Below are 25,268 nucleotides of genomic sequence, written 5' to 3'. Positions count from 1 at the left end.
CCCAAATGTACTGCAGCTCTGCTTTCTTGCACTAATTTTTTTTTAAAAATCTGCGAGAATATATAACTATGCGTCGACTCCTCGTAGCCCTCGGTGGTGTGATGATAATAGCCATGTTTTTCTTCGGCGAAGAGTTTAACACCGATATGAGCTACCCAGATTTTCCAGGTAATGCTTTTTCCGAGTGTTATGTTAAAGATCTCCCCGACCAAGCGTGGGAGACTATCCGCGATATCCGCAGTGGTGGGCCGTATGATTTTCCGGCCGATGATAATCGGCACTTTGGCAATTACGAGGGATTGCTTCCTTTAGACTCGCAGTACCGCGAGTACACAGTTAAAACTCCAGGCCTCAACCATCGCGGCCCCCTGCGCATCGTCACAGGTGGTGGAAGTGACACAGACCCGGATAGGTGGTACTTCTCCCCCGATCATTATCAGTCTTTCTGCCTGATCCCTGATGCGGAGAGTAATCGCCTAACTGAAGTAGGACCGTAGCTCAGCGCTACGGTGCGCCACTCGCTCGAGGCGCGACTCTGTCATGGAGGCAATGGCATCGATTATTACCCGCTGACGCTGGGCTGAGGTTTGGGCCCGCTCGAAAAAATATTCGTAGAGCGGATCAAGGGCACCTGGACCCGAGGCCTCAAGATAATCATAGACTCGGAAGAGTCGATCGCGTTGTCGATCTTGACGCTGCTGGTGGTGCTCGTCTTCCATAACATACAGCACCGCAATGGTTTTGAGTAAGGTGACTTCGTTCACAACGGTCTCAGGTACCACGAGTGTGCCTAAGCAGCGTCCGACGGGCATATCGTTGGCTAACCGGGTTGCGGCGACTACCGCCGAGATATACCGACCAACGAGCTGCGAGGTCAAAGCCTTGAGATCACAATAGCCTTGAAAAGTCCCCGAGAAGTCTGCGGCGCGTTTGACCACCGGTAATTCCCGCAGTGCGCCGGCTGCATCGATGAGGCCGTCGATATTACCTCCGAAAGCCTCCGCACCTTTATCCGCAAGCGCAGCCAGCTCGACGAAATCCCAGAGCACTGCTAGATCAATGCGGCCGGACACGATCCCGTCCTCGACATCGTGAACGCTGTAGGCGATATCGTCCGAAAAATCCATAGTTTGGGCTTCCATGGAGCTTTGTTGATCCTCATGTCCGGCGCGCACCCACTCAAGAAGCTCCGCGTCCTCGTCATAGCAGCCGTATTTACGGTTGGTGCTGCCGTCAGGGTTGGTGCGTGTGCGTGGATATTTACATGCCGCATCCAAACTGGCGCGCGTGAGGTTGAGTCCTACACTCTCCCCTGAATCAAGAAGCACTTTTGGTTCTAAGCGGCTTAGGATGCGCAGGGTCTGAGCATTACCTTCGAAGCCTCCGCACTCGGTGGCGAGCATATTGAGGGCTTGTTCCCCGTTGTGGCCGTAAGGCGGATGCCCAATATCGTGGGTGAGTCCGGCCATCTCGCAGAGATCGGCATTCAGCCCCAGGGACGACCCGATACCGCGGGCAATCTGAGCTACCTCGAGCGAATGGGTGAGCCGAGTGCGGGGGGTGTCTCCGTCGCGGGGACCTACGACTTGGGTTTTGTCAGCAAGGCGCCGCAGGGCTGCTGAGTGCAGGACCCGTGCGCGATCACGGGCGAACGGTCCGCGTTCCTCAGGGGTGGAAGCCAAACCGTGGTGCTTAGCAGGCTCCTCATAAAGCCGCTGACGGTCATGGTCGGAGTAGCCGTATGCGGAAATCATGCACCTATTCTAAGGCTTTTTCCAATAGCTTTGCCCGAGCAAGGCGGTGTGGTGTGAAGTATGCCTGGAGGCGGCGAAGCCAGCGCTGGACGACTTTGGCCAGCCTGGGCGAGATAAAGCGCTCAACTGCTAATACTGTCACTCCTCCCATTTCGTGAATGAGCGGACCCACTTTTACTACACCTGAATGATAAGGCGTAGGTGACAGCTGAAAATCAAAGCCTTCCAGTTCCCCCAAAAGACGCACCCGCAAGGCATGGGAGGGGTGAGTAATCACGATCCACGGTGGTGGGCACATAGCTGCGACATCGATAAGGGAGCCGCGGGTGTCATGACCTGAGGCGATCACCCGGATCTTGTCCGCTGCTACCCCCATCTCTTCAAGAGTCTGGCGGCCCACGTCGGCCTCAGAGTGGGATTCTCCCGGCATCTTTCCGCCCACCGTCATGATCTCTTGATTGCGATCACGCTGGTGAAGCTCTGCAGCCCACTTAAGGCGCTGGGCGAATATGGGCGATGGCCGGCCCTCTTTTTGGGCTGCACCTAGTACGAGAAACGGGGCGTGCGTATGGGGCACGCTGCCTGTGCGCAGCACCCCGTAGCTCCAGATCGTGAGGCCTAGAAAAAAGGGCGGGAGGAGGACGAGACGAAACATGGGTGCCAGTGTAATCGCCCCTAGAGATATGGCTGTGATTAGCTATTGTAGAGGGTATGACATCATTGCTATCACGCACCTTTACTACTGCCGTGGGGATCTTGGGATTCAACGTCTGCGGATTCTTAGCAGCTGCTCCCCTGGCCTATGCCAGCACCCTGAACGTTATCGCGGAACCCGCGGTGAGCTATCCCCAAGTCGTGACTGATTTCACCGATCGCTTAAGCGCCAATGATATCGAGTGGATTAATGAGCGTGCTGCTGATTATGCTGCCGGTGAGGATGGCACGTTTACCTTGGTAATGGTCAATGATTTTGATGGCTTGACCCCCGAGGCTTGGAGTGAGCAGGTCCTCAATGAGGGTGCGGCGCGCCCCCGGGATATCGTTATGGTGATTGGGGCGAATAGTTATGGTTTTACCGGTGGCTCTGGCTTTAGTTCCGCTGAGCTCGATGCCATGTGGAATGCCTCCTCGCAGGCGTTGAGTGCGAGAGATTTTGCGGGATCTGCCGTGGCGTTGATGGATGCCGCACATCCTGCCGGCACCATAATTGCCGTAGATCCTGCCTCGGACTCAGACGGTTCGTGGGGATGGGTTGTCGGAGGTCTCGGCGCCACTGCCCTGGCGGGAGGGGGGATATATGCCGCAACTCGTCGGAAGTCGAAGAAATCTTCTCAGGAGATTTTAGAGAAGGCGCGCGCTCTTGATCCCGCCCAGCCCTCTGCGTTGCAGCAACTACCGCTGGATACTTTAGAGCAGCTTGCTGCTGAGGAGTTGGTGAGTACCGATGAATCGATTCAGCGGGCGCGCACCGAGCTCGATATCGCTATGGCAGAATTTGGGGCCGAACGCACTCGGGCCTTCACCAGCGCAATGAATCATTCCACACATACCTTGCAGAAGGCCTTTGAATTAAAGCGCCAACTCGACGGCGGCCTCTATGCGGGCGAGGTCGAAAAACGCGGATTGCTCGTCGATATTATTTCCTCGTGTGGCCAAGCCGATGATGCACTCGAGGCACAGGCAAATAATTTTGCCCAGTTGCGCAACCTACTTGTCCACGCCCAGGATAATTTAGACCGAATTACGCGAGAGACAGTGGAATTATATGCACGTCTCCCTGAGGCTGAGGCGCAGCTCGACGCCCTCAAGGAAGAATTTGAGGAGCCAATCTTAAGCCCGATCGCTCATAATATTGAGATCGCCCAAGCCGCCCTCAAAGAAGCTGACCAGCAGCTTGATATCGGGCGCAGTCTCCTTAATCGCCCCGCAGGTGAACAAGGTGGGCTCGTCGATGCCATTCGCCTGGCCGAAGCCGCGAGTGCGCAAACTGATCGGATGCTTAAAGCTATCGAACATGCGCACAGTGATATTAATCGCGCGCGTGCAGGCATCGGAGGTCTCATTACCGAAATTGAGGAGGAGATCCAGCAAGCCATAGATATTCGCGCGCAGGGCGAATCTCAGGGGACTCCGATGAATTGGCAGGCTGTGGAAGAGACTATTGAGCAGGCGCGCCACGTGGTTGAGCAAGCTCGGACGAATGCCCAGACTGATCCCCTGGGTACCTGGACTCTATTGAGTGATTGCGATGCGCGTCTTGATGAGATGCTCGAGCAAATCCAGGAGGGTACCACAAGTCATGCTCGCCTTCTGCAGGTATATACGCAACAAGCTGATGTCGCTGCTGCTCATATTCGGGCCGCGCGGGATCTGATTTCTACGCGAGGGCGCATCGTCCGGGCGGGGGCGCGCACCAAGTTGGCGGAGGCTGAGCGGTCTTATGCACAGGCTGAAAATGAACGTAACCGTCATACCCGTCAGGCGATTAATTACGCAAGGCAGGCGGCTCAATTAGCCCAGTCCGCGCTCACCTTAGCGCAACGCGATGATGACGATTACCGGATGCGTCACTCCACTCCGCGTTCCGGGGGTGGAACAGGTTCATTTGTCGCCGGAATGGTCATTAATGAACTTCTGAGCGGTGGCCGCCGCGGCGGGGGCTTCGGCGGAGGTTTTGGTGGCGGTTTCGGCGGCGGAGGCTTTGGGGGAGGCGGTTTTGGGGGCGGCTCCCGCGGCGGCGGTTTCGGCGGTGGCGGCTCCCGCGGAGGCAGCTTCTAGTCCCAAAAAGATCCGGTTCACAGGCTATGTGAACCGGATCTTTTTTATTGGGTCAGTGCGATTAGGTCAGCAGGGTGAATATTGTAATCGCAATGGCCATGAGGGAGGTGAGGATGAGCGCCAGAGTCATTGACATCATCTTCGACTCTAATTGCGTGCGAGTCACCCACGAGAGGAATACGCGCTGCTCAGGGCTTAGAATATCGTCGGTACTGCGCCCGGTCTCGTCGGCGAATTCGGTAATGGCTTTCCGAACCCCGTTATTGCCGCCAGAAAACTGCCCGACTTTGCGATTGGTGGCGTCGAGGTATACCCAATCTTGACCACCTTCATTGACGGCTCGGATTTTAGTTCCGGCAAGATCGATGGTGATCTCATGCGATCGACCAAAGGGCTTATCGCCAGTGGTTGCGCGATACACCTGCGCGGTTGGCAGCGTGGCCTCGAGCTCGTTCTTATCGGCGCGTACCTTCCACGGACTAGTTCCCACCATGGCAGTATCGGGCTCGGAGCCGACCTTGAGTGGGAATACCGCGATTTCATCTTCCACTGGGTCGAGCAGGCGTGCAAACTCGCCTGTGCGCTTGGCCCACTGGGTGTATATGGGATCGGACATATCTGTTAACAACCTACCAATCGGGCGGCTAGATAGGACTCCAGTTCGGAGATCTTGACGCGTTCTTGCTCCATGGTATCGCGTTCGCGCACGGTTACGGAGTCATCGTCGAGTGAATCAAAATCGACCGTAACGCAGAAGGGGGTGCCGATCTCGTCTTGTCGACGATAGCGGCGTCCAATAGCACCCGCGACATCATAATCGACATTCCAGAATTTCCGCAGCGATTGCGCAATGCGCTCTGCTGTTGGGGTTAAGGTGTCTTTTTTCGATAGTGGCAATACCGCGACCTTGACGGGAGCCAAACGGCGATCGAGGCGTAAAACTACGCGCTTGTCCACCCCGCCCTTGGCATTCGGGGCTTCATCCTCGTAGTAGGCATCGCATAGGAACGCCATCATGGCGCGGGTGAGGCCGAAGGAGGGCTCGATGACATGTGGGACATAACGCTCGCCGTTGACCTGGTCGTGGTAGGAGAGGTCCTCACCGGAATGCTCAATATGGCAGCCGAGGTCATAGTCGGTACGGTTAGCCACGCCCATTAATTCGCCCCACTCGCTACCTTTGAAGCCGAAGCGGTATTCGAAGTCGATGGTGCCGGCGGAATAGTGAGCGCGCTCTTCCTCTGGGACATCAAACTGACGCATATTGTCGGGGTTAATACCGAGGTCGATGAACCAGTTCCAACAGTCATTAACCCACTGGTCGAATTTTTCTTGAGCCTGATTTTCAGGTACGAAATACTCGATCTCCATTTGCTCGAATTCACGGGTTCGGAAGATGAAGTTGCCCGGAGTGATTTCGTTGCGGAAGGCTTTACCAACCTGGCCGATTCCAAAGGGTGGTTTCATGCGGGCGGTGGTCATGACGTTTTTGAAGTTGACGAAGATACCTTGAGCAGTTTCGGGGCGCATATAGTGTAGCCCCTGCTCATTATCGACTGGGCCGAGGAAGGTTTTCATCAGTCCGGAGAACATCTGGGGTTCGGTCCACGCACCCGGTTGTCCGGTTTCTGGGTCGGGAATATCAGCGAGGCCATTTTCGGGCTTGTGGCCGTGCTTAGCCTCGTAAGCTTCGATTAGGTGATCGGCGCGGTAGCGCTTGTGGGTGTGCAACGACTCCACGAGGGGGTCGGTGAATGTGGCTACGTGGCCGGAGGCCTCCCAGACTTGGCGCGGCAGGATAATAGAAGAATCGAGCCCAACCATATCGGCGCGACCTTGAACGAAGGTGCGCCACCACTGTTTCTTAATATTTTCTTTGAGCTCGACACCCAAGGGGCCGTAGTCCCACGCGGAGCGGGTGCCACCGTAGATTTCGCCACACGGGTATACGAGGCCGCGGCGTTTGCAGAGGTTTACTACGGTATCAATGACTGAGCTTTGAGCCATGGAAAAAGGTCTCCTTGAGGTTTCTTAGTAATTAGCCTTCCCCCAGTTAATCGCGGGGAGTTCCTCCAACTTTACTAGTTCTTGACTGAGAAGCCTAAGCCGATTGCCGAAGAGAATCTCCTCCACGAGTTCCCTAAGAGAATTGGTGCCCTACGGCAAGCACTTTTGAGAAGTATAAGGCTTACCTAAGTAAACAAACAGGCCAAATACCTTATATATGGGCTTTTGTTCGGGAGCAGTTCTTAAAGTTCTGAGCGAGGAAGTGGTACGAGGTAGAATCTCCGCTATATTTAAGTATCAGGAACGCTACAGTTTAGGTATATACACGTAACCACTGTTGACCTATCGATTTTTCCACCTCCATTAACACCGAAGGGGATATATCGATTGAACAGTGTTTAGTTAGCCAAACGCAACGACCGATGGAGAGATGATGGGATCATTAACCGGTACCCAAGAAAACCGCAATACCTCGATGAATTGGGGCCACGATTTCACAATGGCTGCGGGGTTTTTTACCTCCCTTAGCTGCAGCACTCGTTTAAGCATCATCCAGCTTTTAAGCGGCGGCCCCCTATTTGTTAACGAAATTGCCGAACACTTAGACTGCAGCCAACCGCTCATTAGCCAGCACTTGAAGATACTTCGTACAGCTGGCATCGTGGGTAGTACCCGAAAAGGCCGAAAAATCGTTTACCACATTAGCAATCCCCTCGCGCTCGACATTGTTCAACGGGTCACCATGCAAGCGGAATCATCGAGATAAATATCTTTTAAAACAAAAAACAACCCCTCGGAAAATCCGGGATCAAACCGTAACCCATGATGGCATTTTGCGGCTAATGAAAGCGAAATCTAGTATGATTTGAGTCATAGCTAGACTGTAAAGTGCTGTTTGTTCCAGCTGACCGGTCCCCGCGACCAGTGAGCACCCTATGGAAGCTAGTCAGCTCAGGCTCTTGAAATTTTCCATCACGTGGCCTGTTTACTTCTAGCTATAGCAACGTTTTGCTTCATCTACCACCTCCTAGGTCTGACACCCTACCTGGTGCCAATAGCGCTCTGACAGGCGCGTATGAAGCTAAAAAATCATAAAAGGGAATGGAATCATGAACCGCACTTTAGAACCGAGGGTTCCGAAGCTCGGTGTCCGCAGCACCCGCCAACGCGCCGCTGTCGTCACTGTTCTTCGCGACTTTGATAATTTCGCCTCCGCAAAAACGATCCACGAGGAACTCACCAAGAGAAATCTCAAGGTAGGGTTGACAACCGTTTATCGCACCCTGCAGTCGCTGACTGAGATCAAAGCAGTCGACGCTTTGCACATGTCCAACGGCGAAACCCTTTATCGGCAATGCCTCAATAACGCTCACCATCACCACCTCGTGTGCACCCAATGTGGACACACAGTTGAGGTCGAAGGTGGCCCGGTCGAAGAGTGGGCGAAGGATGTCTCCCGCGCCCATAGCTTCACCCTTACAGGACATGACGCCGAAATATACGGCACGTGCTCACAGTGCGCCGCAACTATCTAGCCCCTAACCCAGGGCACTAACCCTGGGTTCAGCCGATAATCGTGCCAAAGGCCATACCCAATACATAGGTGATACCTGCAGCACCGAGTCCTATTAGCAGTTGACGGATCGCCCGGTACACAGGAGGTTTCCCGGAGAGTACACCGGTGAGACTACCCGTAGCAATCAGGGCGATGCCAACTAATACAATGCCTGCTAGACCCAAGACGAGGCCACTAAATTGAAAAGCCAGGATAAACGGGATAAGCGGGATAAATGCTCCCCCAGCAAAGCAACAGAAGCTGTAGATGGCCGCATGAATAGCTTCCTTGGAGTCGATGTCGCTGTTCTCCCCAAACTCTTCTATCAACGCCTGATCATGGGAATCCGCTAAGGAATTTAAGACCTGCTCCGCCTTGAGTTGAGCCTCGTGATCACCTAATCCACGTGCTCGGTACACCAGCGCGAGCTCATTGGCATCCACATCGAGTGCCGCCACACTGCGCTGCGCCTTCTGATCCGGGGCGGACGCCTCGCGCAGCTCCTGAGAACTCTTCACCGAAATATATTCTCCGGCCGCCATAGACAGAGCCCCTGAGAGCAAACCAGAGATACCCGCAAGAAGGACGAAGCGAGAATCGACGCCCGATCCCATCACTCCCAAGACGAGCGCCAAATTGGAGACGAGGCCGTCATTTGCACCGAAAATAGCAGCACGGAAGGAGCCACTCATTTTCTCCCTGGCATCCGCAGCTAAACCACGAATGACCTCGCCATGCATCATCTCATCAGCGTGCATTTGCGCCGTGGCATCCGCATCCTTCTCATAGGGACTGCGCATTTCCGCGTTCTGCATTAATGCAAGAGCAAAAAGAGAACCGAAGTGCTTGGTCATAAACGCCAGCACTAAGGTGCTAAAATCTGGGCGGCGCGGGAGCCCCACATCATCACCCAACTTTTCGCGCCAGTATTTCTCGTGGCGTTCTTCGGCACGTGCCAAACTTAAGAGGATCTCTTTCTCCTCACCGCTTCTCTTATGAGCTAACTGCCGATAAACCGCGGCCTCGGCGCGTTCATTGGCCAGATACTGCTGCCATTTGCGGATTGTTTTGGCATCCGGGGTAGGGGTCACTTCACTCCTCCGAAACGACGGTCACGATGAGCATATTCAATAACTGCGTCAAAGAGATCAGCAGGTGTGTAATCGGGGAAGAGCTTATTCTGATAAACCATTTCCGCGTAGGCAGATTGCCATAACAAAAAATTTGAGGTTCGCTTTTCCCCCGACGGTCGCAGGAATAAGTCCACGTCGGGCATATCGGGCTCGTCGAGAAAGATGTGAAAATTCTTCTCCGTTATGTCTTCTGGATCTAAAAGGCCTTGCTGAACCTTCCGGGCAATATCGCGAACCCCGTCCACGATCTCCGCGCGACCACCGTAATTAACACACATATACAGCGTCATCGCCTCATTATTCTTGGTGAGCTCTTCCGCCGCTTCAAGTTCGTTAATGACACTGCGCCATAGCCGTGGGCGCCGGCCAACCCAGCGAACTCGCACCCCACGCTCATGAAGCCACATTTTTTGGCGCGATAATACATCACGGTTAAAGCCCATGAGAAAGCGCACTTCTTCTACGCTGCGCCGCCAGTTCTCGGTGCTAAAAGCATAGGCGGAGAGATTTTTTACCCCTAGCGCTAAACAAGCAGAGACCATATCCAACAGTACGGCTTCGCCGCGCTGGTGCCCTTCGGTACGCTTTAAGCCGCGCTGCGTAGCCCACCGCCCATTGCCATCCATAACGAGGGCGATATGATTGGGGATAAACTGCGGATCTATTTGAGGTGCCTGTAGATTATCGCTCACCTCTCCTATCTTGCCATTAGCGACAGCCGAGTCCTAAACCTGATCGAGAACTTCTAAGGCGGCAATTTTGCGTTCGGCATACCACTGAAAATGGAGGCGCACGAACTGATGAACTTCGGCCTGAAAATGCGAAGATTGCGCAATGATCTCGATCGCGTTGTCAAGGAATTGATGCTCGAGAAGCCACGCTATATGCAAGGCTTCGGGATCTAATTCCTTGGAACCGGGGGGCCGACAATTCACACATACCGCACCCCCAGGTGCCGGGTGAAAAGCATGATGGGGCCCCGGTTTCTGGCATTGCGCACACAGGAAGAGGCTGGGCGCCCAACCCGCGATATGCATGGCTTGCAATAAGAATGCATCCAGGACGACCGTGGGATAAGCCGTCTGCCGCATCAGTTCGATATGGTCGAGAACGAGATCATAAAGATCATCTTCAGCCAGGCGCTCCGCCACTTCAAGAATTGCTGTGGCGGCAATAAAACGCTGCGAATCCTCCACAATTCCGGTGGCAAAAAAACGCACCGTATCTGCTTGGGTAAGAGTCTCCAGATTACGACCCGGATAAAGCTGTACATCTATCTCCACAAAGGGCTGCAGCCTCGATCCGAAGCGGCTTTTTGCGCGCCTGACTCCCTTAGCTACCGCACGGATAATGCCATGCTCTTTACTTAAGAGAACAACAATACGATCGGCTTCTCCAAAATCATAAGTGCGCACGACAACCGCGCGCACCTTATATGATTGTCTAGCCACTAGAATCCAAGGCGACCGAGCTGCTTTGGATCAGACTGCCAGTTCTTCAACACCTTCACCCGCAGGTCAAGGAAAACATTGCTGCCAAGTAGCTCGATAATTCTGGGTCGAGCTTTAAAAATGATCCGGCCCAGACCGCGTCCGCCGCGACCGATAATAATGCTCTTCTGCCCCGGGCGTTCCACATAAATCACGACATGAACATCGAGAACTCCCTCACGTTCGGTGCTCGGGATGATCTCGTCAACCTCCACGGCCACCGAGTGAGGCAATTCTTCCTTGAGGCCAGCAAGTGCGGCCTCGCGCACGATCTCCGCAATCCGAGTGGGGGTATCGTCGTCGGTGATGTGATCATCGGGGTAAAATTTCGGGCCCTCGGGAAGCTGATTGATAATCACATCGATCAGTACCTCACGCTGTTCACCCGTGATCGCCGAGACTGGTACCACCTCGCACTCACTACCGAGAAGTTCATGCAAAGCCATCAGCTGCACGGCCACTTGATCGCGGCTGACCTTATCCACCTTGGTCACAATGCCCATCAGAGGCGTTCTCGGGGCGACGCTGCGAATATTGTCCACAATCCAGCGATCACCCGGCCCAATCTTTTCATCGGCTGGGATCGTGACCGCAATCAGATCCATATCCGCATAGGTATCTTTGACCACCTCATTGAGGCGCTCACCCAAAAGCGTGCGCGGGCGGTGTAGACCCGGGGTATCCACGACGATGATTTGGGCGTTGTCGCGGTGCACCAGGCCTCTAATGGGGTGGCGGGTTGTCTCGGGCTGATTGGCGGTAATCGCAATCTTTTCTCCCACCAGTGCGTTGGTGAGCGTGGACTTTCCCGAATTGGGTCGTCCTACAAATGAGATGAAACCGGAGCGGAATCCCTCGGGGGTATCGGTAAAATTCACCCTTCTCCTTAGATTGAGTGTTGGGATTTCTTTAGCTTAGCGGATTTTCGACGCCACAAAATGATGGTGTGGATTCACAAAGGAATCTTGGGCCTTAATCAACAGCAATTCCCGAGAGTTTTCTTCGTACGTCATCGAAATAAGATCAAAGATGGCGGCCGCTGTTTTTTCTAATGCCTTTTTGGCATCGAAATCGCGAATATAGTGGCCGGTAAATAAAGCTGCGGTGACATCCCCGGAGCCATTACGCTTAACGTCGAGATAAGGGGTTTGGATGATCCACGCACCCTCATCATTAACAACCACCATTTCCACGGTGTGCTCTGGCCGGCCCGGACGCATCACAGAGGTCACTAGAACCGTATGCGGACCGAGGGCGCGCGCCTTATCAGCTGCAGCGATAGTGGACTCAAGATCGCTCGCCTCCATCCCCGTGAGATAGCCCAGTTCAAACTGATTGGGGGTGATGATATCTGCCACAGGCACGACGACGTCGCGGAGCAAGGGCGGGATTAATTCCGACACAAAGCACCCCGACTTCGCATTACCCATAACGGGATCGCAGGCATACTGAGCTGAAGGATTCTTTCTCTTTATCGCAGCAACCGTCTCGGTGATAACCTCAGCGATATCGGATCCACCCTGATAGCCCGAGATAATGGCCTCGATATTGGCGAAAGCACCGCGGGCGGAAATTCCGGCTATGACATCGCGAACGTGGTCAGCCGGAATGAGCTGACCACCCCAATCTCCGTAACCGGTATGGTTAGAAAAATTAACGGTATGCACGGGCCACACCTCGTGGCCGATACGCTGGAGGGGGAAAACTGCCGCAGAATTACCCACGTGCCCATAGGAAACGTGGGATTGAATCGAAAGAATGCTCATATCGAGTATTCTTCCACGCTCCTAGGCGGAAGTGGAATTATCCACCATGTCGATAAAGAGCTCGTGGACCGTGGTATCTTGTCCCAGCTCGGGATGAAAACTAGTAGCAAGCACATGATTGCGCTTTACCGCCACAATCGCCCCGTTCGCGGTACGAGCGAGAACTTCGACGCCGGGGCCAATCTCCTCCACCCAGGGAGCCCGGATAAAGGTTGCATTGACCTTCTTACCAGCTATATCGAGAGTTTCCTCGAATGAATCGACTTGACGCCCAAATGCATTGCGACGCACCGTTATATCTAGTGCCCCTAGGCAGTGCGCATCTGCTCTGGTATCAAGCACACGTGAACTAAGGAGGATCATGCCAGCGCATGTGCCATAGGCGGGCAAGCCCTGCTGCACCAGGTGGCGCAGCGGTTCTAATAGGCCCCCTAATTCGAGCAAGGTCGATATCGTAGTGGATTCGCCGCCTGGCAAGATAATCCCGGTAAGCCCCTCAAGGTGCTCGACCCGGCGAACCAACCGGTACTCCCGACCCAAAATTTCGAGCATGCGAGCATGTTCGCTGACGCCCCCTTGGAGCGCCAAGATGCCGATCATCTACCAACCGCGCTCGGCCAAGCGATGCGATACGGGGATCTCATCGACATTAATGCCCACCATGGCTTCGCCCAGACCGCGGGAAACGCGAGCGATCGTATCGGGGTCGTCATAATTTTGGGTTGCCTGAACAATTGCGCGGGCCCGTTGTTCTGGATTACCGGACTTGAAGATGCCAGAGCCGACAAAGACTCCCTCCGCCCCCATCTGCATCATCATGGCGGCGTCAGCTGGGGTGGCAATGCCTCCAGCAGTAAAGAGCACAACTGGGAGTTTCCCAGTGCTGGCTACCTCCACGACTAATTCATAAGGGGCTTGGAGCTCCTTGGCCGCCACGTAGAGTTCATCACGAGACATGGAGCTGAGGCGATTGATCTCAGCACGAATGGTACGCATATGAGTGACTGCATTGGATACATCACCGGTGCCTGCCTCACCCTTGGAGCGAATCATAGCTGCACCTTCGTTGATGCGGCGCAATGCCTCTCCGAGATTGGTTGCCCCGCAGACGAATGGGATGTCGAAGGCGAATTTATCGATGTGGTTGGTGTAATCGGCAGGGCTGAGCACCTCCGACTCATCGATGAAGTCTACCCCTAGAGATTGCAGTACTTGAGCTTCCACGAAGTGTCCGATCCTCGCTTTGGCCATCACGGGGATGGTGACGGCGTTGATGATGCCGTCGATCATATCGGGATCTGACATGCGCGATACCCCACCTTGGGCACGAATATCGGCTGGCACACGCTCGAGTGCCATCACAGCGGTGGCTCCCGCGTCCTCGGCGATCTTGGCCTGCTCCGGGGTGACCACATCCATGATCACGCCTCCTTTGAGCATCTCCGCTAGGCCACGTTTAACACGCGCGGTACCAGTAAACTTTTCGCTGCTCATCAAATCTCCTTGAAGTGAGGTACAAAGGTACTGCTTTATCATAAGGGGTGAGCCGGCTTCACGCCCTCACCCAGGTGTTATTAATAATGGATTTCATCGAAAACGTCCACATCAGTGGACTTTTATTCAAAAATCCCTCATTCTTGATGCGTGTCCAAAAGGGTGACCAGAACAGAGCGCACACGTACCCGCCCACGCGTGTCCCGTCCCCCTTCGGCCTGTAAACGCAGACCGTTAGTTTCAACGACCGTGCCAGGCAAGGGCACGCGGCCTTCCTCGAAGGAGATGAGCCCCGCCACGGTTTCCACCTGGTCTTCAATTTCATCTGAGAATTCGAAGTCAATGCCGTGCTTTTCTCGGATATGCTCCACTAGTTCCTCGAGATTCAGGCGTGCCACCACGCGGTAGCTATAAGAATCATCGGCGAGATCCTCGATTGGAGCCAGTTCTTCCTGATCGTATTCATCAGCGATCTCGCCAACGATTTCCTCCAAGATATCCTCGATCGACAACAGGCCAGCAACTCCTCCAAATTCGTCGATGAGGATGGCCAGGTGGAAACGCTCGGTTTGCATCTCCTGCAGTAAAATATCGAGTTTTTTTGAATCTGGAATGAATTTTGCTGGCCTGAGGATATCGTCGATAGGTGTAGTGCCGGCATCATCGTTGAGGAAGGTATTTTTCATCACATCCTTGAGGTAGACAATACCGACGATATCGTCCACATTCTCCCCGATTACAGGAAGCCTAGACAGACCCGAGCGCACAAAGACTCCCGTGGCCTGGCGGGTAGTAATGCCGGAGTTCAACCACACCATTTCAGGGCGCGGCACCATCACTTCGCGGGCCGTGGTATCAGCTAGATCGAAGACATTTTGGATCATCCGCCGTTCTTCGTTTTCCATGACGCCCTGCTGCGAGGCGATATCGACCATCTCACGCAGCTCGATCTCCGTCGAATACGGACCATCTCCATAGCCAGCGCCGGGCGCTATGCGATTTCCCACACAGACTAAAACCCGAGTTAGCGGGCCTAGGATGACGGCCAGCGTATTCAGAAAGATTGCCGCATTCACGCTAATCGCATAAGGGACGGCCCGGCCAATGGAATTAGAAATAACGGCCAGCAGCATATAGGCGATAAGAGTGGCAAAAACCAGGCCCACCGAGATTCCCCAATGGTGCCACGTGGAGTCAGCGAGGAAGCCCGCACTCACGGCTGCGATAGCACCGAAGAGGGTACGAGCGAGACCAAGTATATTACTGTGTTCTTCGCGGCGCTCTAGAACCTTAACCAGGCTCTTATGGGTCTGGGTGGGGGCATCTTTGACATCTTTGATCGCTCGCGCTCGGGAGACATGCGCGATAGCGGCCTCGATGACGCCTAGAGTTGTGGCGATCAGGAGGCTTAAGACAATAATGACGATGAGGCTAAGCGAGTTCACTGTTCTCCAATAGCAGGGATTGACTGCTCAGAGTCCATCTGTTGATCGAGGGCCAACCGCTGGGCCGCGGTGGGAAAAGCCCCCTCATTTTCAGGGCGAGGCTGGAAGTCCAGACCGCGCGCGGCGCAATCGTCGTACCAATCCCGCAATAAATCATTCTGGAGGGCAAACATATATTGCTCTTCGCGCGGCTCAATATGGTCATAGCCTAAGAGATGCAAACAGCCGTGCACGGTTAATAACGCCAATTCATGGGCGAGATCGTGGCCGGCTTTATCAGCCTGTTGAGCGGCAAATTCGGGGCACAAAATAATATCGCCGAGCATTGCTGGCCCTAGGTCCACAGCATCTGGGCGCTGCGAATGCGGAGTGAGTTCATCCATGGGGAAACTCAAAACATCCGTCGGTCCCGGCAGGTCCATCCATTGCATATGCAAATCACTCATCGTGGCGGTACCCACCAACGAAATAGTCAAGAGCGCCTCCGGGTGAATATCCATCTCCCGCAACACAAAACGAGCGCAATCGACGAGTGCTACCTCATTGATGAGCGTATACCCAGATTCGTTGAGAATTTCGATGCTCATTGTTATCTTTCTTGTCGACGCTTTTCTTCCGCGGCCTCATAGGAATCATAAGCAGAAACGATGCGACCGACGAGCTGGTGACGCACCACATCCTCAGCACCGAGTTCAGCAAAGTGGACACCTTCCACCCCACGCAGAATGGAGCGCACGAGGCGCAGTCCAGACTTTTGGCCACCAGGAAGATCCACCTGGGTGATATCGCCTGTAACAACCATCTTGGAACCGAATCCAAGCCTGGTCAGGAACATTTTCATTTGAGCCGCAGTCGTATTTTGAGCTTCATCCAAGATAACGAAGGCATCGTTGAGGGTGCGGCCGCGCATATATGCAAGCGGAGCCACCTCGACAATACCTGCTTCCATGAGCTTAGGAATAACTTCCGGCTCCACCATATCGCGCAGCGCATCGTGCAAAGGCCTCAAGTAGGGATCAATCTTGTCGTTGAGAGTGCCGGGTAAAAAGCCCAGCTTCTCCCCTGCTTCAACAGCAGGGCGAGTCAAAATGATGCGGCTCACGTGCTTAGCTTGGAGAGCTTGGACAGCCTTAGCCATGGCGAGATAAGTTTTACCCGAGCCCGCAGGACCCAGCCCGAAAACGATCGTATTATCGTCGATCGCGTCCACATACTCCTTTTGGCCATAAGTTTTTGGGCGCACTGACTTTCCGCGGCGCACCACAATATCGCTAGCGAGCGCCCGGGCTACTGACTGGGGGGACTCAATGGTAATCATCGACAGCGTATGTTTCACAGCATCTGGTGTGATCTCCACTCCGCGGCGCGCCATAGACTGCAATTCCTTGAGCACTTTGATCGCCCTGGAGACCTCATGGTCCACCCCATTGAGAGTGACAACAGTTCCGCGTATATGAATGCTGCAATCGAGGTGGTCTTCTAAGACCTTGATATGGCGATCATTAATGCCGAAAATTACCGGCGCATGATTACTATCTACTTCGACCGTGCGTACTATCTGACTCAAAAAAATTTACCTTCCACAAGTATAGTGTCCACCTCACAGTATCAGAGCGACCACCGTGGGGTGAGTACGCCCAGAGCCGCTAAGGCCACCATTCCAGCTGCAGCGGTGCGCAGTACCTCGGGGCCCAATTTGACCAAATGCGCTCCGAGGTCGATGAAAACCTGGTATTCCTCTGGGCTGATTCCCCCCTCCGGGCCAACAATGAGTGCTAAGCGCTGGACGTGGGGATAATCACGCAGAGCCTGAGCAATAGGTTGCGCAGAATCCTCCGCCAGCACGAGGACCAGGTCCATTTCGGTGCAAATCTCCCTTAATTGAGGTGTCGAACTCAGGGGATAGATCTCGGGGAGATAGCTTCGCCGGGATTGTTTTGCGGCGGCTAGGACTGCGGATTGCCACTTCTTTATTCCCTTGTCCGCTTTAGGCCCCGACCATTGAGCGATGCACCGACTCGCCTGCCATGGCACGATGGCATCCGCACCAGCTTGGGTGAGCAGGTCGACGGTGAGCTCACTGCGTTCAGACTTCGGCAGCGCCTGAATCACCGTAATATGTGGGCACTGAGGAATTTCTTTATCGCACTGGAGGATCATTCCGCGCAGAGTATCTTTGCCCGAAATCTCCTGAACCTCGATCAACGCCCGGGAACCGTGGCCGTCGACAAGCTCAATATGTTCCCCGATTCCAATCCTTTTAGCGCTCACCGCATGCCGCCCTTCCGACCCTGTTAGTTCAACGGCGCCTGTTTGGGGCAGCGGGGCGGAATGGAGGAATACTGGTAGTGACATGACTACTTCCGGAATTTATTACGGATCCGCGAGAAGAATGAATTATCATCCGCGGATTCATGGACTTGTGCTAAATCTTGGCGGTGATCTCGCAGAGACTGCAGAATCTTGCGCGATTGTTCATCCAATTCTCGCGGAACCATGACATTGATATGGGCAATCATATTGCCGAAGCTGTCCGCGCGCAGCTGCTTCATGCCCTTTTCCTCGATAGTGACAACTTCACCGGGCTGGGTACCGGCTGGGATCTCGAAAGTGATCTCGGCCCCGTCCAGACCTGTTACTGATAAGTCGGTGCCTAAGGCCGCATCAACCATCGGGATATTGGCCCGGAAATGGAGGTGATCGCCTTCTCGCTCGAAGATAGGATGCGGTGCAACGGTGATCTCGATATACAGATCACCGGCAGGGCCACCGCCCAAGCCCACCTCACCCTCGCCACTTAAACGCAGTTGCATACCACTGGCAATGCCCGCTGGGATACGAACCGACTTATTGCGTCGGGTGCGCACCCGGCCGTGGCCGGCACACTTATCACACGGGTCTTCGATGATATCGCCGAAGCCCTCGCAGACTGGGCATGCGACGGTGGTGAGCATATTGCCGAGGAAGGAGCGCTGCATCTGCTCGATATGACCCGAGCCTTGGCATCGAGAACACCTGACGGGCTGAGCCTTGGTTTTCGATCCCGAACCGTGGCAGATATCGCAGACCACGGCGGTGTCGATGGTGATCTCCTCATCGACACCTTGGAAAGCGTCTTCGAGAGTGATCGACAACCGCACCAGGGCGTCATCGCCTGGGCGTACCCGGCTTATTGGGCCCCGTCCGCCACCACCGCCACCGAAGAAGGCGTCGAAAATATCTCCGAAACCGCCGCCGAAGCCCGGGTGCTGTCCCCCGCCGCCCTGCTGCATGGGGTCACCGCCCATATCGACAATGCGACGTTTTTCCGGGTCGAGGAGAACCTCCTGGGCGAGGGAGATATCACTGAATTTCGCTGCCGCCTCTGGGGTGTCATTGACATCCGGGTGGTATTTACGAGCCAACTTACGGTAGGCCTTCTTGATTTCGTTATCAGATGCATCCTTGGAGATATTGAGAATGCCGTAGTAATCGCGAGCCACAAAAAGTCCTTTATTATCTACTAGTTCGAAACGGTGATCGTGTCTAAAAAGCACATTCTAGTCACGTTCCCATAACTAGGCCCTAATCGCCCTCAATGGATAAACCGCCCTCGGCTAACTTGACCGAGGGGCGGGAGAGAGAAACTCATACTACCGGCCGAGGAGGAAGTGATTGAATAGCCCACCAAAGATTCCCACAATCGAAATGAGTGCTGCGATCACTGAGCCAATGATGGCGCCGCGGCTACTTCCGGTGGACTGCTGAGGGGAGTCTTGGTCTGCCGGAGGAAGTGGCTGAGCAGGTTGCGAAGGCTGAGAAGGTTGAGGCTGGTTTTTGGTAGCGGTAGGGATAGGCCGTGGCTTTTCTACAGCGGGCTTCTCTTGGGTGCTACTGGGAGAATGAGGACGTGGCGTCGAGCTGGGTGCATGAGGACGCGGTGTGGAGCTGGGTGCATGAGGACGCGGTGTGGAGCTGGGTGCATGAGGACGCGGTGTGGAGCTGGGTGCATGGCGCTTCGATATCAATGGAGTGTCGAGAGTGAAGATCGCCGAGCAGATGGGTTCAGCCGAGGGGCCCTCGCTAATCGGTGCAGACACTTCTAGGTGTGCGGTGCCAGCGGCGATATCTTCGTGAGTCAGCGTGCGAGTATAAGTGAGATAGATCGATGATCCGTTCTCGACTACCGGATCTCGCCGTCCATCCTTGACGTGCCAAGGTAGGTACAACAGGAAGAGGTTATCACTGTTGGTGTGGAAATTGAGGAAGGGATCAGCTGTGACACCGACATAGAACGGCCCACGAGAGAAGCCATTATTACGGATTCCCAGTTCGTAGGAAATTGTATCGCCAGCGCGCGCATCGCGATCCTGCCATGACACGGTGACCTCAGGATGGGTGGAGACATGATCGCAAGCGACTGTGCGCCACGGAAATTCAACTCCCTGTGGAGGCTGGGTTTGGGCTTGGGACACAGGGGCGATGAGGCCAGCGGTAAGAACCGCGAGGAGGCCGGCAGCTCCAAACCGGGTGATGGATCGCGAACCAGCGAAGATACGAGGCTTCATGATGAGATGACCTTTCCTGTCGTGGGCACTAGAGATTGGTAAATATGTCCAGAAAAATATAGCTCCCACCATTTTCCCTTGCAAAACGAAAGCTCAACCCTTATTTTCGGAGCATTTTTGGCCATACTGGAGATAAAAATCGAATCTACTGCCCGCTGTCATCATCCCTTATAGGTATTAACCATCGTTGGCTGATGATTCTTAAGGCTTTGGACTGCGCCGCGTCGAGTATGGGCGAAAATTCTCAGGTCTCTAACAATAAGTTTTCCGACGCAGGGCCGCTCTCATATCGATAGCGCTTAAGCTAGCAAGCTCAAGCGTAATCGATCCTCTCGCTCTAGGTCCCTTAGATTTTTCTTCTTCTAGTAATTGATCACAGCTTTAGAGACATAGTGCGCTACCGCCTGCACCTTGGCCATTGTTGCTGGGTAGTCCATGTGGGTGGGCCCTACAACCCCCAGACCGCCCACCCCATAGCTGGTGGCCACCACAGATGCTTCGCGCATCTTATCGTCACGGGTTTCCTCGCCAATCATCACGCTCGTTGTCCCGAGATCTTGCACATTCGCTAAAAGTTCCAGCACCACGACTTGCTCCTCGAGTGCCTCCAGAACACGGGGGAAATCAGCGGAGAAACGCTGCAGGTGCGGGGTTCCAGCCAAGATGAGGCGATCACTAGGGTGCTCGATAAAAGTATCGACCAACGCACTCACACAGCTGATGAGGTGCGGGCTTAAATCTGCTTCAGCACGGGCCATCAGCCCGCTGAGCGCTAGGGCGGCCTCGGATAAGAAGACACCGTCCAAGGCACTATTAATCAGATATTTCAGGCGCGCTACTTGATCCTCGTCGATAGCGGCGTCGAGGTCGACAATGCGCTGCTCTACGCGACCGGTATCGGTGATCAGCACTAAGAGCAGCCTGGTGGGATTGAGAGTCACCAATTCGAGGTGCTTAACGCGCGCCGCTTTTAAAGTCGGCATTTGCACCACTGCCACCTGATGCGTGAGCTGCGCGAGCAGGTGGACCGAGCGCTTGAGCACCTCTTCAAGGTCGATGGCCCCTTCGAGGAAGCTCGAGATTGCCCGACGCTCCGCGGGATTCAGGGGTTTTACCTCGTGCAGTGAGTCGACAAAAAGCCGGTAGCCTTTATGCGTCGGAATTCTGCCTGAACTCTTATGTTGCTGCGCGATATAGCCTTCTGCCTCTAGTGCGGCCATATCATTGCGGATGGTCGCGGAGGACACGTTGAGTTGATGGCGATCGAGTAAGGCTTGCGACCCAACAGGTTCTTGGGAGCGAATATAATCGGCGACGATTGCACGCAACACTTCTTGCCGACGCTTCAGTGTGCTCATATCCCTACCTTTCTCCTGCTACTAGGATATCTGCAATCATTCCGTCGGCAAGTAGTCGCCCCCTATCACTGACCGCGACGCGCTGCCCCACCGTCAGGAGGCCGCGTTCGGCGAACCGCTGAATCACCTGCACCTCCAGCTCGTTGAAATGCTCTTTTCCCAAACCTTCCTTAAGCCGAAGCCCCAACATGACTTGCTCTTCGTGGCGCTCTTGAGTGCTCAGCACCTCGCGTTCTGCGATAGGCAACTGACCTGCATTGATCATCTGCGCATACCGCGCGGGGTGTTTAACGTTATAAAAGCGTGTGCCGTCTAGATGCGAGTGAGCCCCTGGCCCTGCTCCCCACCAGTCGTGATTGCGCCAATAACCTAGATTATGGTGGCACTGCCCGCCCTTTTTTGCCCAGTTAGAGACCTCGTACCAATCAAAGCCTGCGGCCTGTAAGGCACGATCGATCATCTCAAAGCGGTCAGCGTAAATATCTTCATCTGGTGCGGGAATATGGCCGTTTCTAATTTTCCGGGCCATCCTCGTGCCGTCCTCGACAATTAGGGAATAGGCCGAGATATGGTCGATATCTAAAGCAAGGATCTGCTCGAGGGTGGCGCGTATATCTGAGTCGCGTTCAGTGGGGGTGCCATAGATCATGTCCAGATTGATATGGTTAATGCCCGCCCGCTGAGCCTCCCGCACCGCCTCGAAGGCGCGCCCGGGGGTGTGTTGGCGCTCAAGAACTTTAAGAACCCTAGGGCTCGCAGATTGCATGCCGAGACTGAGTCGGGTGAACCCCGCCTTCAGCAGAGAGTCAAAGAACTCGGGTGAGGTTGACTCGGGATTGGATTCCGTAGTTATTTCCGCACCACGGGCGATTCCGCACGTAGATCTAATCGCATCGAGGATTCGGCTCAGCCCCTTAGCCCCGAGAACTGATGGGGTTCCCCCACCAATAAAAACGGTATGTGCTGGACCTATATCGTAGCTTTGAACCATGAGCTGAAGCTCGCGCTCCAGGGCGTCAAGGTATGTAGCGGGTGAAAACGCACCTAATTCGCCTGGGACGTAGGTGTTGAAATCGCAGTAACCACACCGGGATTGACAAAAGGGGACGTGGATATATACGCCGAACATCTGAACCTAGGATACTTTGTTGTGTTTTTTGGCTTTGACCCGAGCCACCACAGCATCGATACGCGCCCGCTCACTCAAGAAAGCCGGTGGGTGAGATCCGCGCAGCCCAGCGGTAAAACGTGGGTGTTCGGTTGCTACCGTCTGCAACCAGGCATCGCTGGCCGCTGTGACTGCTTCAAAGGTGCGGGCATACAGCAGCGGCAGACTAAGGCTGTCAACGTCGCGAGCCGCGCGTTCCGTTTCTTTGAGTTCCCACTGCACAATATGGTCTAAATATTCGCCTATGAATTCAGTGCGAGCCCGCAAGGCTATGCTCAGTTCTTGAACACTCACCGGCGATTGCCGGAGCGGAAAACGTTCTCTGAGACTAGCGCTATTGACGATCACGGGCCGATCCGTCTCTTTTAATCGCGGCGCAGCCATAGATACTGTTCCAGAGGCAAGACCAGAGGTTAGGGCCTGACGCAAGCCGATCAGCTCGGCCATCACGCGCCGAGAATCATCGCGAGCGTCTTCGACAATCAGGGAAAATTCTTCGAGGCAATCCTCAACCAATTCGGCATCCCAATCGGCGATGGCTTCGGCCAAGTTTTCGATATAGGTGGCAACTTCATCGCCGATATTAAAGATTTCCTGAGTTAGTTGCAGGTGTCGAACGGTTGCATCGAAAACATGTAGCACCCGTTTACACCCCCTTTTTTTGTCGAGACCTGTAGGCGGCACTCCTAGGTTGTCGCCCTCGCTTCGATCACTCTAAAACATCTGACAAGCAAAGGGGGCACGGCTCGCCGTGCCCCCTTTATAATTTCTTCTTCGCTACTCAAGCGCACCCTGGAAGATTACTGATTGCGCTGGTAGAGGTGCTCAATCTCGGCTGCGTAGCGGCGCTGTACCACGGCGCGCTTTACCTTCATGGTGGGGGTGAGTTCATCATCACCCTCGGTGAGATCGCGATCTAAAATATAGAATTTTTTGATCGCTTCCGCATGCGAAACACTCGCATTGGCCTGATTGACGGCATCCTGTATTTCAGCCCGCAGCATAGGGTTGGTAGCGAGATCGGCGATACTGCGCGATTCCGGAATATTCATATTCAATTTCCACCGTTTCATGGCCTCTTCATCGAGTGTGACCAATAGGCCCACGAAGGGTTTGCCGTCACCAACCACCATGGCTTGAGAGATCAACGGATGAGATCGTAGCGAGTCTTCCATGGGGCCGGGATAAACATTCTTGCCGCCGGCAGTGACAATGAGATCCTTTTGCCGCCCAGTAATAATGAGGTGACCTTCGGGGCTCAACTCGCCAAGGTCTTCTGTGTGGAACCATCCCTCTTCGTCAAAGACTTTGTCGGTGGCTTCGGGGTTATTCCAGTAACCATCAAACACAGTGGGACCTTGGATGAGAATCTCAGAGTCTTCGGCGATGCGGACACTCATTCCGCCGATGGGTGGGCCAACGGTACCAATCCTTTGATTCTCGAAGTCCACTGTTACGGCAGCGGCCGTTTCAGTGAGGCCATAACCCTCGTAGATGCGGGCTCCTATCCCGCGGAAGAAGTGCATCAATTCTGGATCCATCGCACTGCCGCCGGAGATGGCATATTTCACTGAATCACCCATGGCTTGGCGAATCTTCGCATAGATCAATTTATCAAAGCCTGCATGTTTAATCTTTAATACCCGAGATGGCCCCTCAGGATCGTCGAGTGCTTTGGAATATTCGATCGCAACTCTTTCTGCACGCGCAAATAGCGCCGCCTTCACCGGTCCCCCCTCCGCGGCATTAGCCGCTGCGGAGTTGCGCACCTTTTCAAAAACTCGAGGGACCCCCAAGATAAGATTGGGGCGAGAGCGTTGGAATTGCACGCCGAGAGTGGAGAAATCTGACCAGTGCGATTGCGTGGCGCCACTGATTGCCACCGCAAGTGATACAGATCGGCTGAAAACGTGCGCGAGCGGGAGGAAGGTAAGCACCTGAGTTCCCGGAGCAGCAATGCTGCCAATTTTGTTGGTTAATAATCCCCACGCTTCGGCAAGCCAGTTTTTATGTGTTAACCGGCATCCCTTCGGCCGCCCTGTCGTACCGGACGTGTAGACCAGCGACGCGAGATCGGAGCTCTTAGTTGCAGCGATGCGGGAGGAAATATCCTCATCGGGTATATCGCGGCCCTCAAATTTTAACGTTGAAATAGCGGAGGCATTAATCTCGAGTACCCGGCGCAATTGCGAGGTGGACCGAAGAAGTGGCGGTGTGCCCGACTCGTCGAGGACGAGGTTCTTCATGAGCTCGGTATGCTCACGTGTCTCGGTCACGGCGAAAACCGCACCCGAATCTTCAATAATCCACTGCACTTGACTGATCGAGGAGGAACCATAAATGGGCACACTCACCGCTCCCGCCGCCCAGATGGCAAAATCGAGGAGCGACCACTCGTAGCGAGTCTCAGAGAGCAATGCAATGCGATCGCCCTGCTGCACCCCGTTGGCTACAAAGCCTTTGGCTACTTCGAAAACCTCGTCGATGAATTCCTTAGCGGAGACATTGACCCACTCGAAATTCTTAGGCCTGGTAAACATCACCCCATACGGGCGGGCTTTAGCGGTAGCCATCAGGGCAGTCAGACATGTATCGTGCTTGCCTATCGTGTACTCAGCTTCGGTAGTCACTAACTGCATAACGTGTCTTTCATCTCCATCTTCTCTCCGAGGTGCATCTTCGACCTAGCACTATACCCCCGCCTGCCCAGGAAGCCCGTGCCACGCGTAACTTAAGAGATCATCATATTCATCACATTTAGGCTGAAAAATTC

At 54.4% G+C, this 25,268-nt stretch carries 25 protein-coding genes; 4 read left to right on the top strand and 21 right to left on the bottom strand.

All coding sequences use genetic code 11. The features are described 5' to 3' along the window. The first annotated feature begins 68 nt into the window (after nt 1–68). The gene (locus tag NXT00_RS08210) at nt 69–497 is read left to right on the top strand and encodes a ribonuclease domain-containing protein (protein WP_259079963.1); all 429 of its coding nucleotides are present in this window, start codon (nt 69–71) and stop codon (nt 495–497) included. Here the strand turns inward: NXT00_RS08210 and NXT00_RS08205 are convergent. Together NXT00_RS08205 and NXT00_RS08200 are read right to left on the bottom strand one after the other, a co-directional pair. After that, the gene (locus NXT00_RS08205; protein ID WP_259158692.1) at nt 477–1,754 is read right to left on the bottom strand and encodes a deoxyguanosinetriphosphate triphosphohydrolase; all 1,278 of its coding nucleotides are present in this window, start codon (nt 1,752–1,754) and stop codon (nt 477–479) included. The genes NXT00_RS08210 and NXT00_RS08205 overlap by 21 nt on opposite strands. A gap of 4 nt (nt 1,755–1,758) precedes the next feature. Then, the gene (locus NXT00_RS08200) at nt 1,759–2,409 is read right to left on the bottom strand and encodes a YdcF family protein (protein ID WP_259158690.1); all 651 of its coding nucleotides are present in this window, start codon (nt 2,407–2,409) and stop codon (nt 1,759–1,761) included. Between the two features lie 56 nt (nt 2,410–2,465). On the opposite strand from NXT00_RS08200, the gene NXT00_RS08195 reads away from it, so the two are divergent. Then, nucleotides 2,466–4,532 carry a TPM domain-containing protein gene (locus NXT00_RS08195; protein WP_259158689.1) on the top strand — a complete coding sequence of 689 codons (2,067 nt, stop codon included), beginning with the start codon at nt 2,466–2,468 and terminating at the stop codon, nt 4,530–4,532. Between the two features lie 61 nt (nt 4,533–4,593). Here NXT00_RS08195 and NXT00_RS08190 read toward each other — a convergent pair whose 3' ends face one another. Both NXT00_RS08190 and NXT00_RS08185 read right to left on the bottom strand, forming a co-directional pair. Beyond that, entirely contained in the window at nt 4,594–5,148 is a 555-nt protein-coding gene (locus NXT00_RS08190) for a hypothetical protein (RefSeq protein ID WP_259079950.1), read from the bottom strand. 5 nt (nt 5,149–5,153) lie between these two features. Then, on the bottom strand, nt 5,154–6,539 hold the full coding sequence (locus tag NXT00_RS08185; protein WP_259079949.1) for a glycine--tRNA ligase: 1,386 nt from the start codon (nt 6,537–6,539) through the stop codon (nt 5,154–5,156). Between the two features lie 430 nt (nt 6,540–6,969). Here NXT00_RS08185 and NXT00_RS08180 point away from each other — a divergent pair, with 430 nt between their 5' ends. Beyond that, nucleotides 6,970–7,305 (top strand): metalloregulator ArsR/SmtB family transcription factor, encoded by a 336-nt coding sequence (locus tag NXT00_RS08180; RefSeq protein WP_259079948.1) that lies wholly within the window; start codon nt 6,970–6,972, stop codon nt 7,303–7,305. A 343-nt stretch (nt 7,306–7,648) separates the two neighbouring features. Then, nucleotides 7,649–8,074, top strand: a complete 426-nt coding sequence (locus NXT00_RS08175) for a Fur family transcriptional regulator (RefSeq protein WP_259079947.1) — start codon at nt 7,649–7,651, stop codon at nt 8,072–8,074. Nucleotides 8,075–8,102: 28 nt separating this feature from the next. On the opposite strand, the gene NXT00_RS08170 is transcribed toward NXT00_RS08175, so the two are convergent. From NXT00_RS08170 to NXT00_RS08090, 17 genes are all read right to left on the bottom strand, one after another. Then, the gene (locus NXT00_RS08170; protein ID WP_259158687.1) at nt 8,103–9,185 is read right to left on the bottom strand and encodes a VIT1/CCC1 family protein; all 1,083 of its coding nucleotides are present in this window, start codon (nt 9,183–9,185) and stop codon (nt 8,103–8,105) included. Then, the gene (locus NXT00_RS08165; protein ID WP_259079941.1) at nt 9,182–9,919 is read right to left on the bottom strand and encodes an isoprenyl transferase; all 738 of its coding nucleotides are present in this window, start codon (nt 9,917–9,919) and stop codon (nt 9,182–9,184) included. The genes NXT00_RS08170 and NXT00_RS08165 overlap by 4 nt, the downstream gene beginning before the upstream one ends. Before the next feature lie 33 nt (nt 9,920–9,952). Further along, a complete protein-coding gene (recO, locus tag NXT00_RS08160; RefSeq protein ID WP_259079938.1) occupies nt 9,953–10,678 on the bottom strand; it encodes a DNA repair protein RecO in 726 nt (241 codons plus the stop codon). Continuing rightward, complete coding sequence (era, locus tag NXT00_RS08155; protein ID WP_259079936.1) at nt 10,678–11,595, bottom strand: GTPase Era; 918 nt, start codon at nt 11,593–11,595, stop codon at nt 10,678–10,680. Before era ends, recO begins: the two co-directional genes overlap by 1 nt. Before the next feature lie 36 nt (nt 11,596–11,631). Next, nucleotides 11,632–12,483: a pyridoxal kinase PdxY gene (pdxY, locus tag NXT00_RS08150; protein ID WP_259079927.1), complete on the bottom strand. Its 852-nt coding sequence runs from the start codon at nt 12,481–12,483 to the stop codon at nt 11,632–11,634. 21 nt (nt 12,484–12,504) lie between these two features. Further along, complete coding sequence (gene pdxT / locus NXT00_RS08145; protein ID WP_259079925.1) at nt 12,505–13,083, bottom strand: pyridoxal 5'-phosphate synthase glutaminase subunit PdxT; 579 nt, start codon at nt 13,081–13,083, stop codon at nt 12,505–12,507. Next, nucleotides 13,084–13,977 carry a pyridoxal 5'-phosphate synthase lyase subunit PdxS gene (gene pdxS, locus NXT00_RS08140; RefSeq protein ID WP_259079917.1) on the bottom strand — a complete coding sequence of 298 codons (894 nt, stop codon included), beginning with the start codon at nt 13,975–13,977 and terminating at the stop codon, nt 13,084–13,086. It abuts the gene before it with no gap. A 137-nt stretch (nt 13,978–14,114) separates the two neighbouring features. Next, a complete protein-coding gene (locus tag NXT00_RS08135) occupies nt 14,115–15,422 on the bottom strand; it encodes a hemolysin family protein (RefSeq protein ID WP_259158686.1) in 1,308 nt (435 codons plus the stop codon). Then, nucleotides 15,419–16,009, bottom strand: coding sequence for an rRNA maturation RNase YbeY (ybeY, locus tag NXT00_RS08130; protein WP_259079914.1), 591 nt, complete (start codon nt 16,007–16,009; stop codon nt 15,419–15,421). The genes NXT00_RS08135 and ybeY overlap by 4 nt, the downstream gene beginning before the upstream one ends. A 2-nt stretch (nt 16,010–16,011) precedes the next feature. Then, nucleotides 16,012–16,989, bottom strand: coding sequence for a PhoH family protein (locus tag NXT00_RS08125; RefSeq protein ID WP_259079911.1), 978 nt, complete (start codon nt 16,987–16,989; stop codon nt 16,012–16,014). Between the two features lie 41 nt (nt 16,990–17,030). Then, nucleotides 17,031–17,777: a 16S rRNA (uracil(1498)-N(3))-methyltransferase gene (locus NXT00_RS08120; RefSeq protein ID WP_259158685.1), complete on the bottom strand. Its 747-nt coding sequence runs from the start codon at nt 17,775–17,777 to the stop codon at nt 17,031–17,033. Between the two features lie 2 nt (nt 17,778–17,779). Continuing rightward, nucleotides 17,780–18,904: a molecular chaperone DnaJ gene (dnaJ, locus tag NXT00_RS08115; protein ID WP_259158684.1), complete on the bottom strand. Its 1,125-nt coding sequence runs from the start codon at nt 18,902–18,904 to the stop codon at nt 17,780–17,782. 150 nt (nt 18,905–19,054) lie between these two features. Further along, nucleotides 19,055–19,969, bottom strand: a complete 915-nt coding sequence (locus tag NXT00_RS08110; RefSeq protein ID WP_259079904.1) for a hypothetical protein — start codon at nt 19,967–19,969, stop codon at nt 19,055–19,057. 362 nt (nt 19,970–20,331) lie between these two features. Then, the gene (gene hrcA / locus NXT00_RS08105) at nt 20,332–21,327 is read right to left on the bottom strand and encodes a heat-inducible transcriptional repressor HrcA (protein ID WP_259079902.1); all 996 of its coding nucleotides are present in this window, start codon (nt 21,325–21,327) and stop codon (nt 20,332–20,334) included. 4 nt (nt 21,328–21,331) lie between these two features. Further along, a complete protein-coding gene (gene hemW, locus NXT00_RS08100; RefSeq protein ID WP_259079901.1) occupies nt 21,332–22,456 on the bottom strand; it encodes a radical SAM family heme chaperone HemW in 1,125 nt (374 codons plus the stop codon). A gap of 6 nt (nt 22,457–22,462) precedes the next feature. Next, nucleotides 22,463–23,137, bottom strand: coding sequence for a hypothetical protein (locus tag NXT00_RS08095; protein WP_259079890.1), 675 nt, complete (start codon nt 23,135–23,137; stop codon nt 22,463–22,465). A gap of 158 nt (nt 23,138–23,295) precedes the next feature. Then, nucleotides 23,296–25,134 (bottom strand): long-chain fatty acid--CoA ligase, encoded by a 1,839-nt coding sequence (locus NXT00_RS08090; RefSeq protein ID WP_259079888.1) that lies wholly within the window; start codon nt 25,132–25,134, stop codon nt 23,296–23,298. Nucleotides 25,135–25,268: the final 134 nt, after the last annotated feature.

Origin of the sequence: Corynebacterium sp. ES2715-CONJ3, from assembly GCF_024814365.1 — a bacterium.
In the GTDB taxonomy this organism is placed as follows: Bacteria; Actinomycetota; Actinomycetes; order Mycobacteriales; family Mycobacteriaceae; genus Corynebacterium.
Note: the sequence above shows the minus strand (reverse complement) of the source record. Positions and strands in the feature narration are given on the sequence as shown.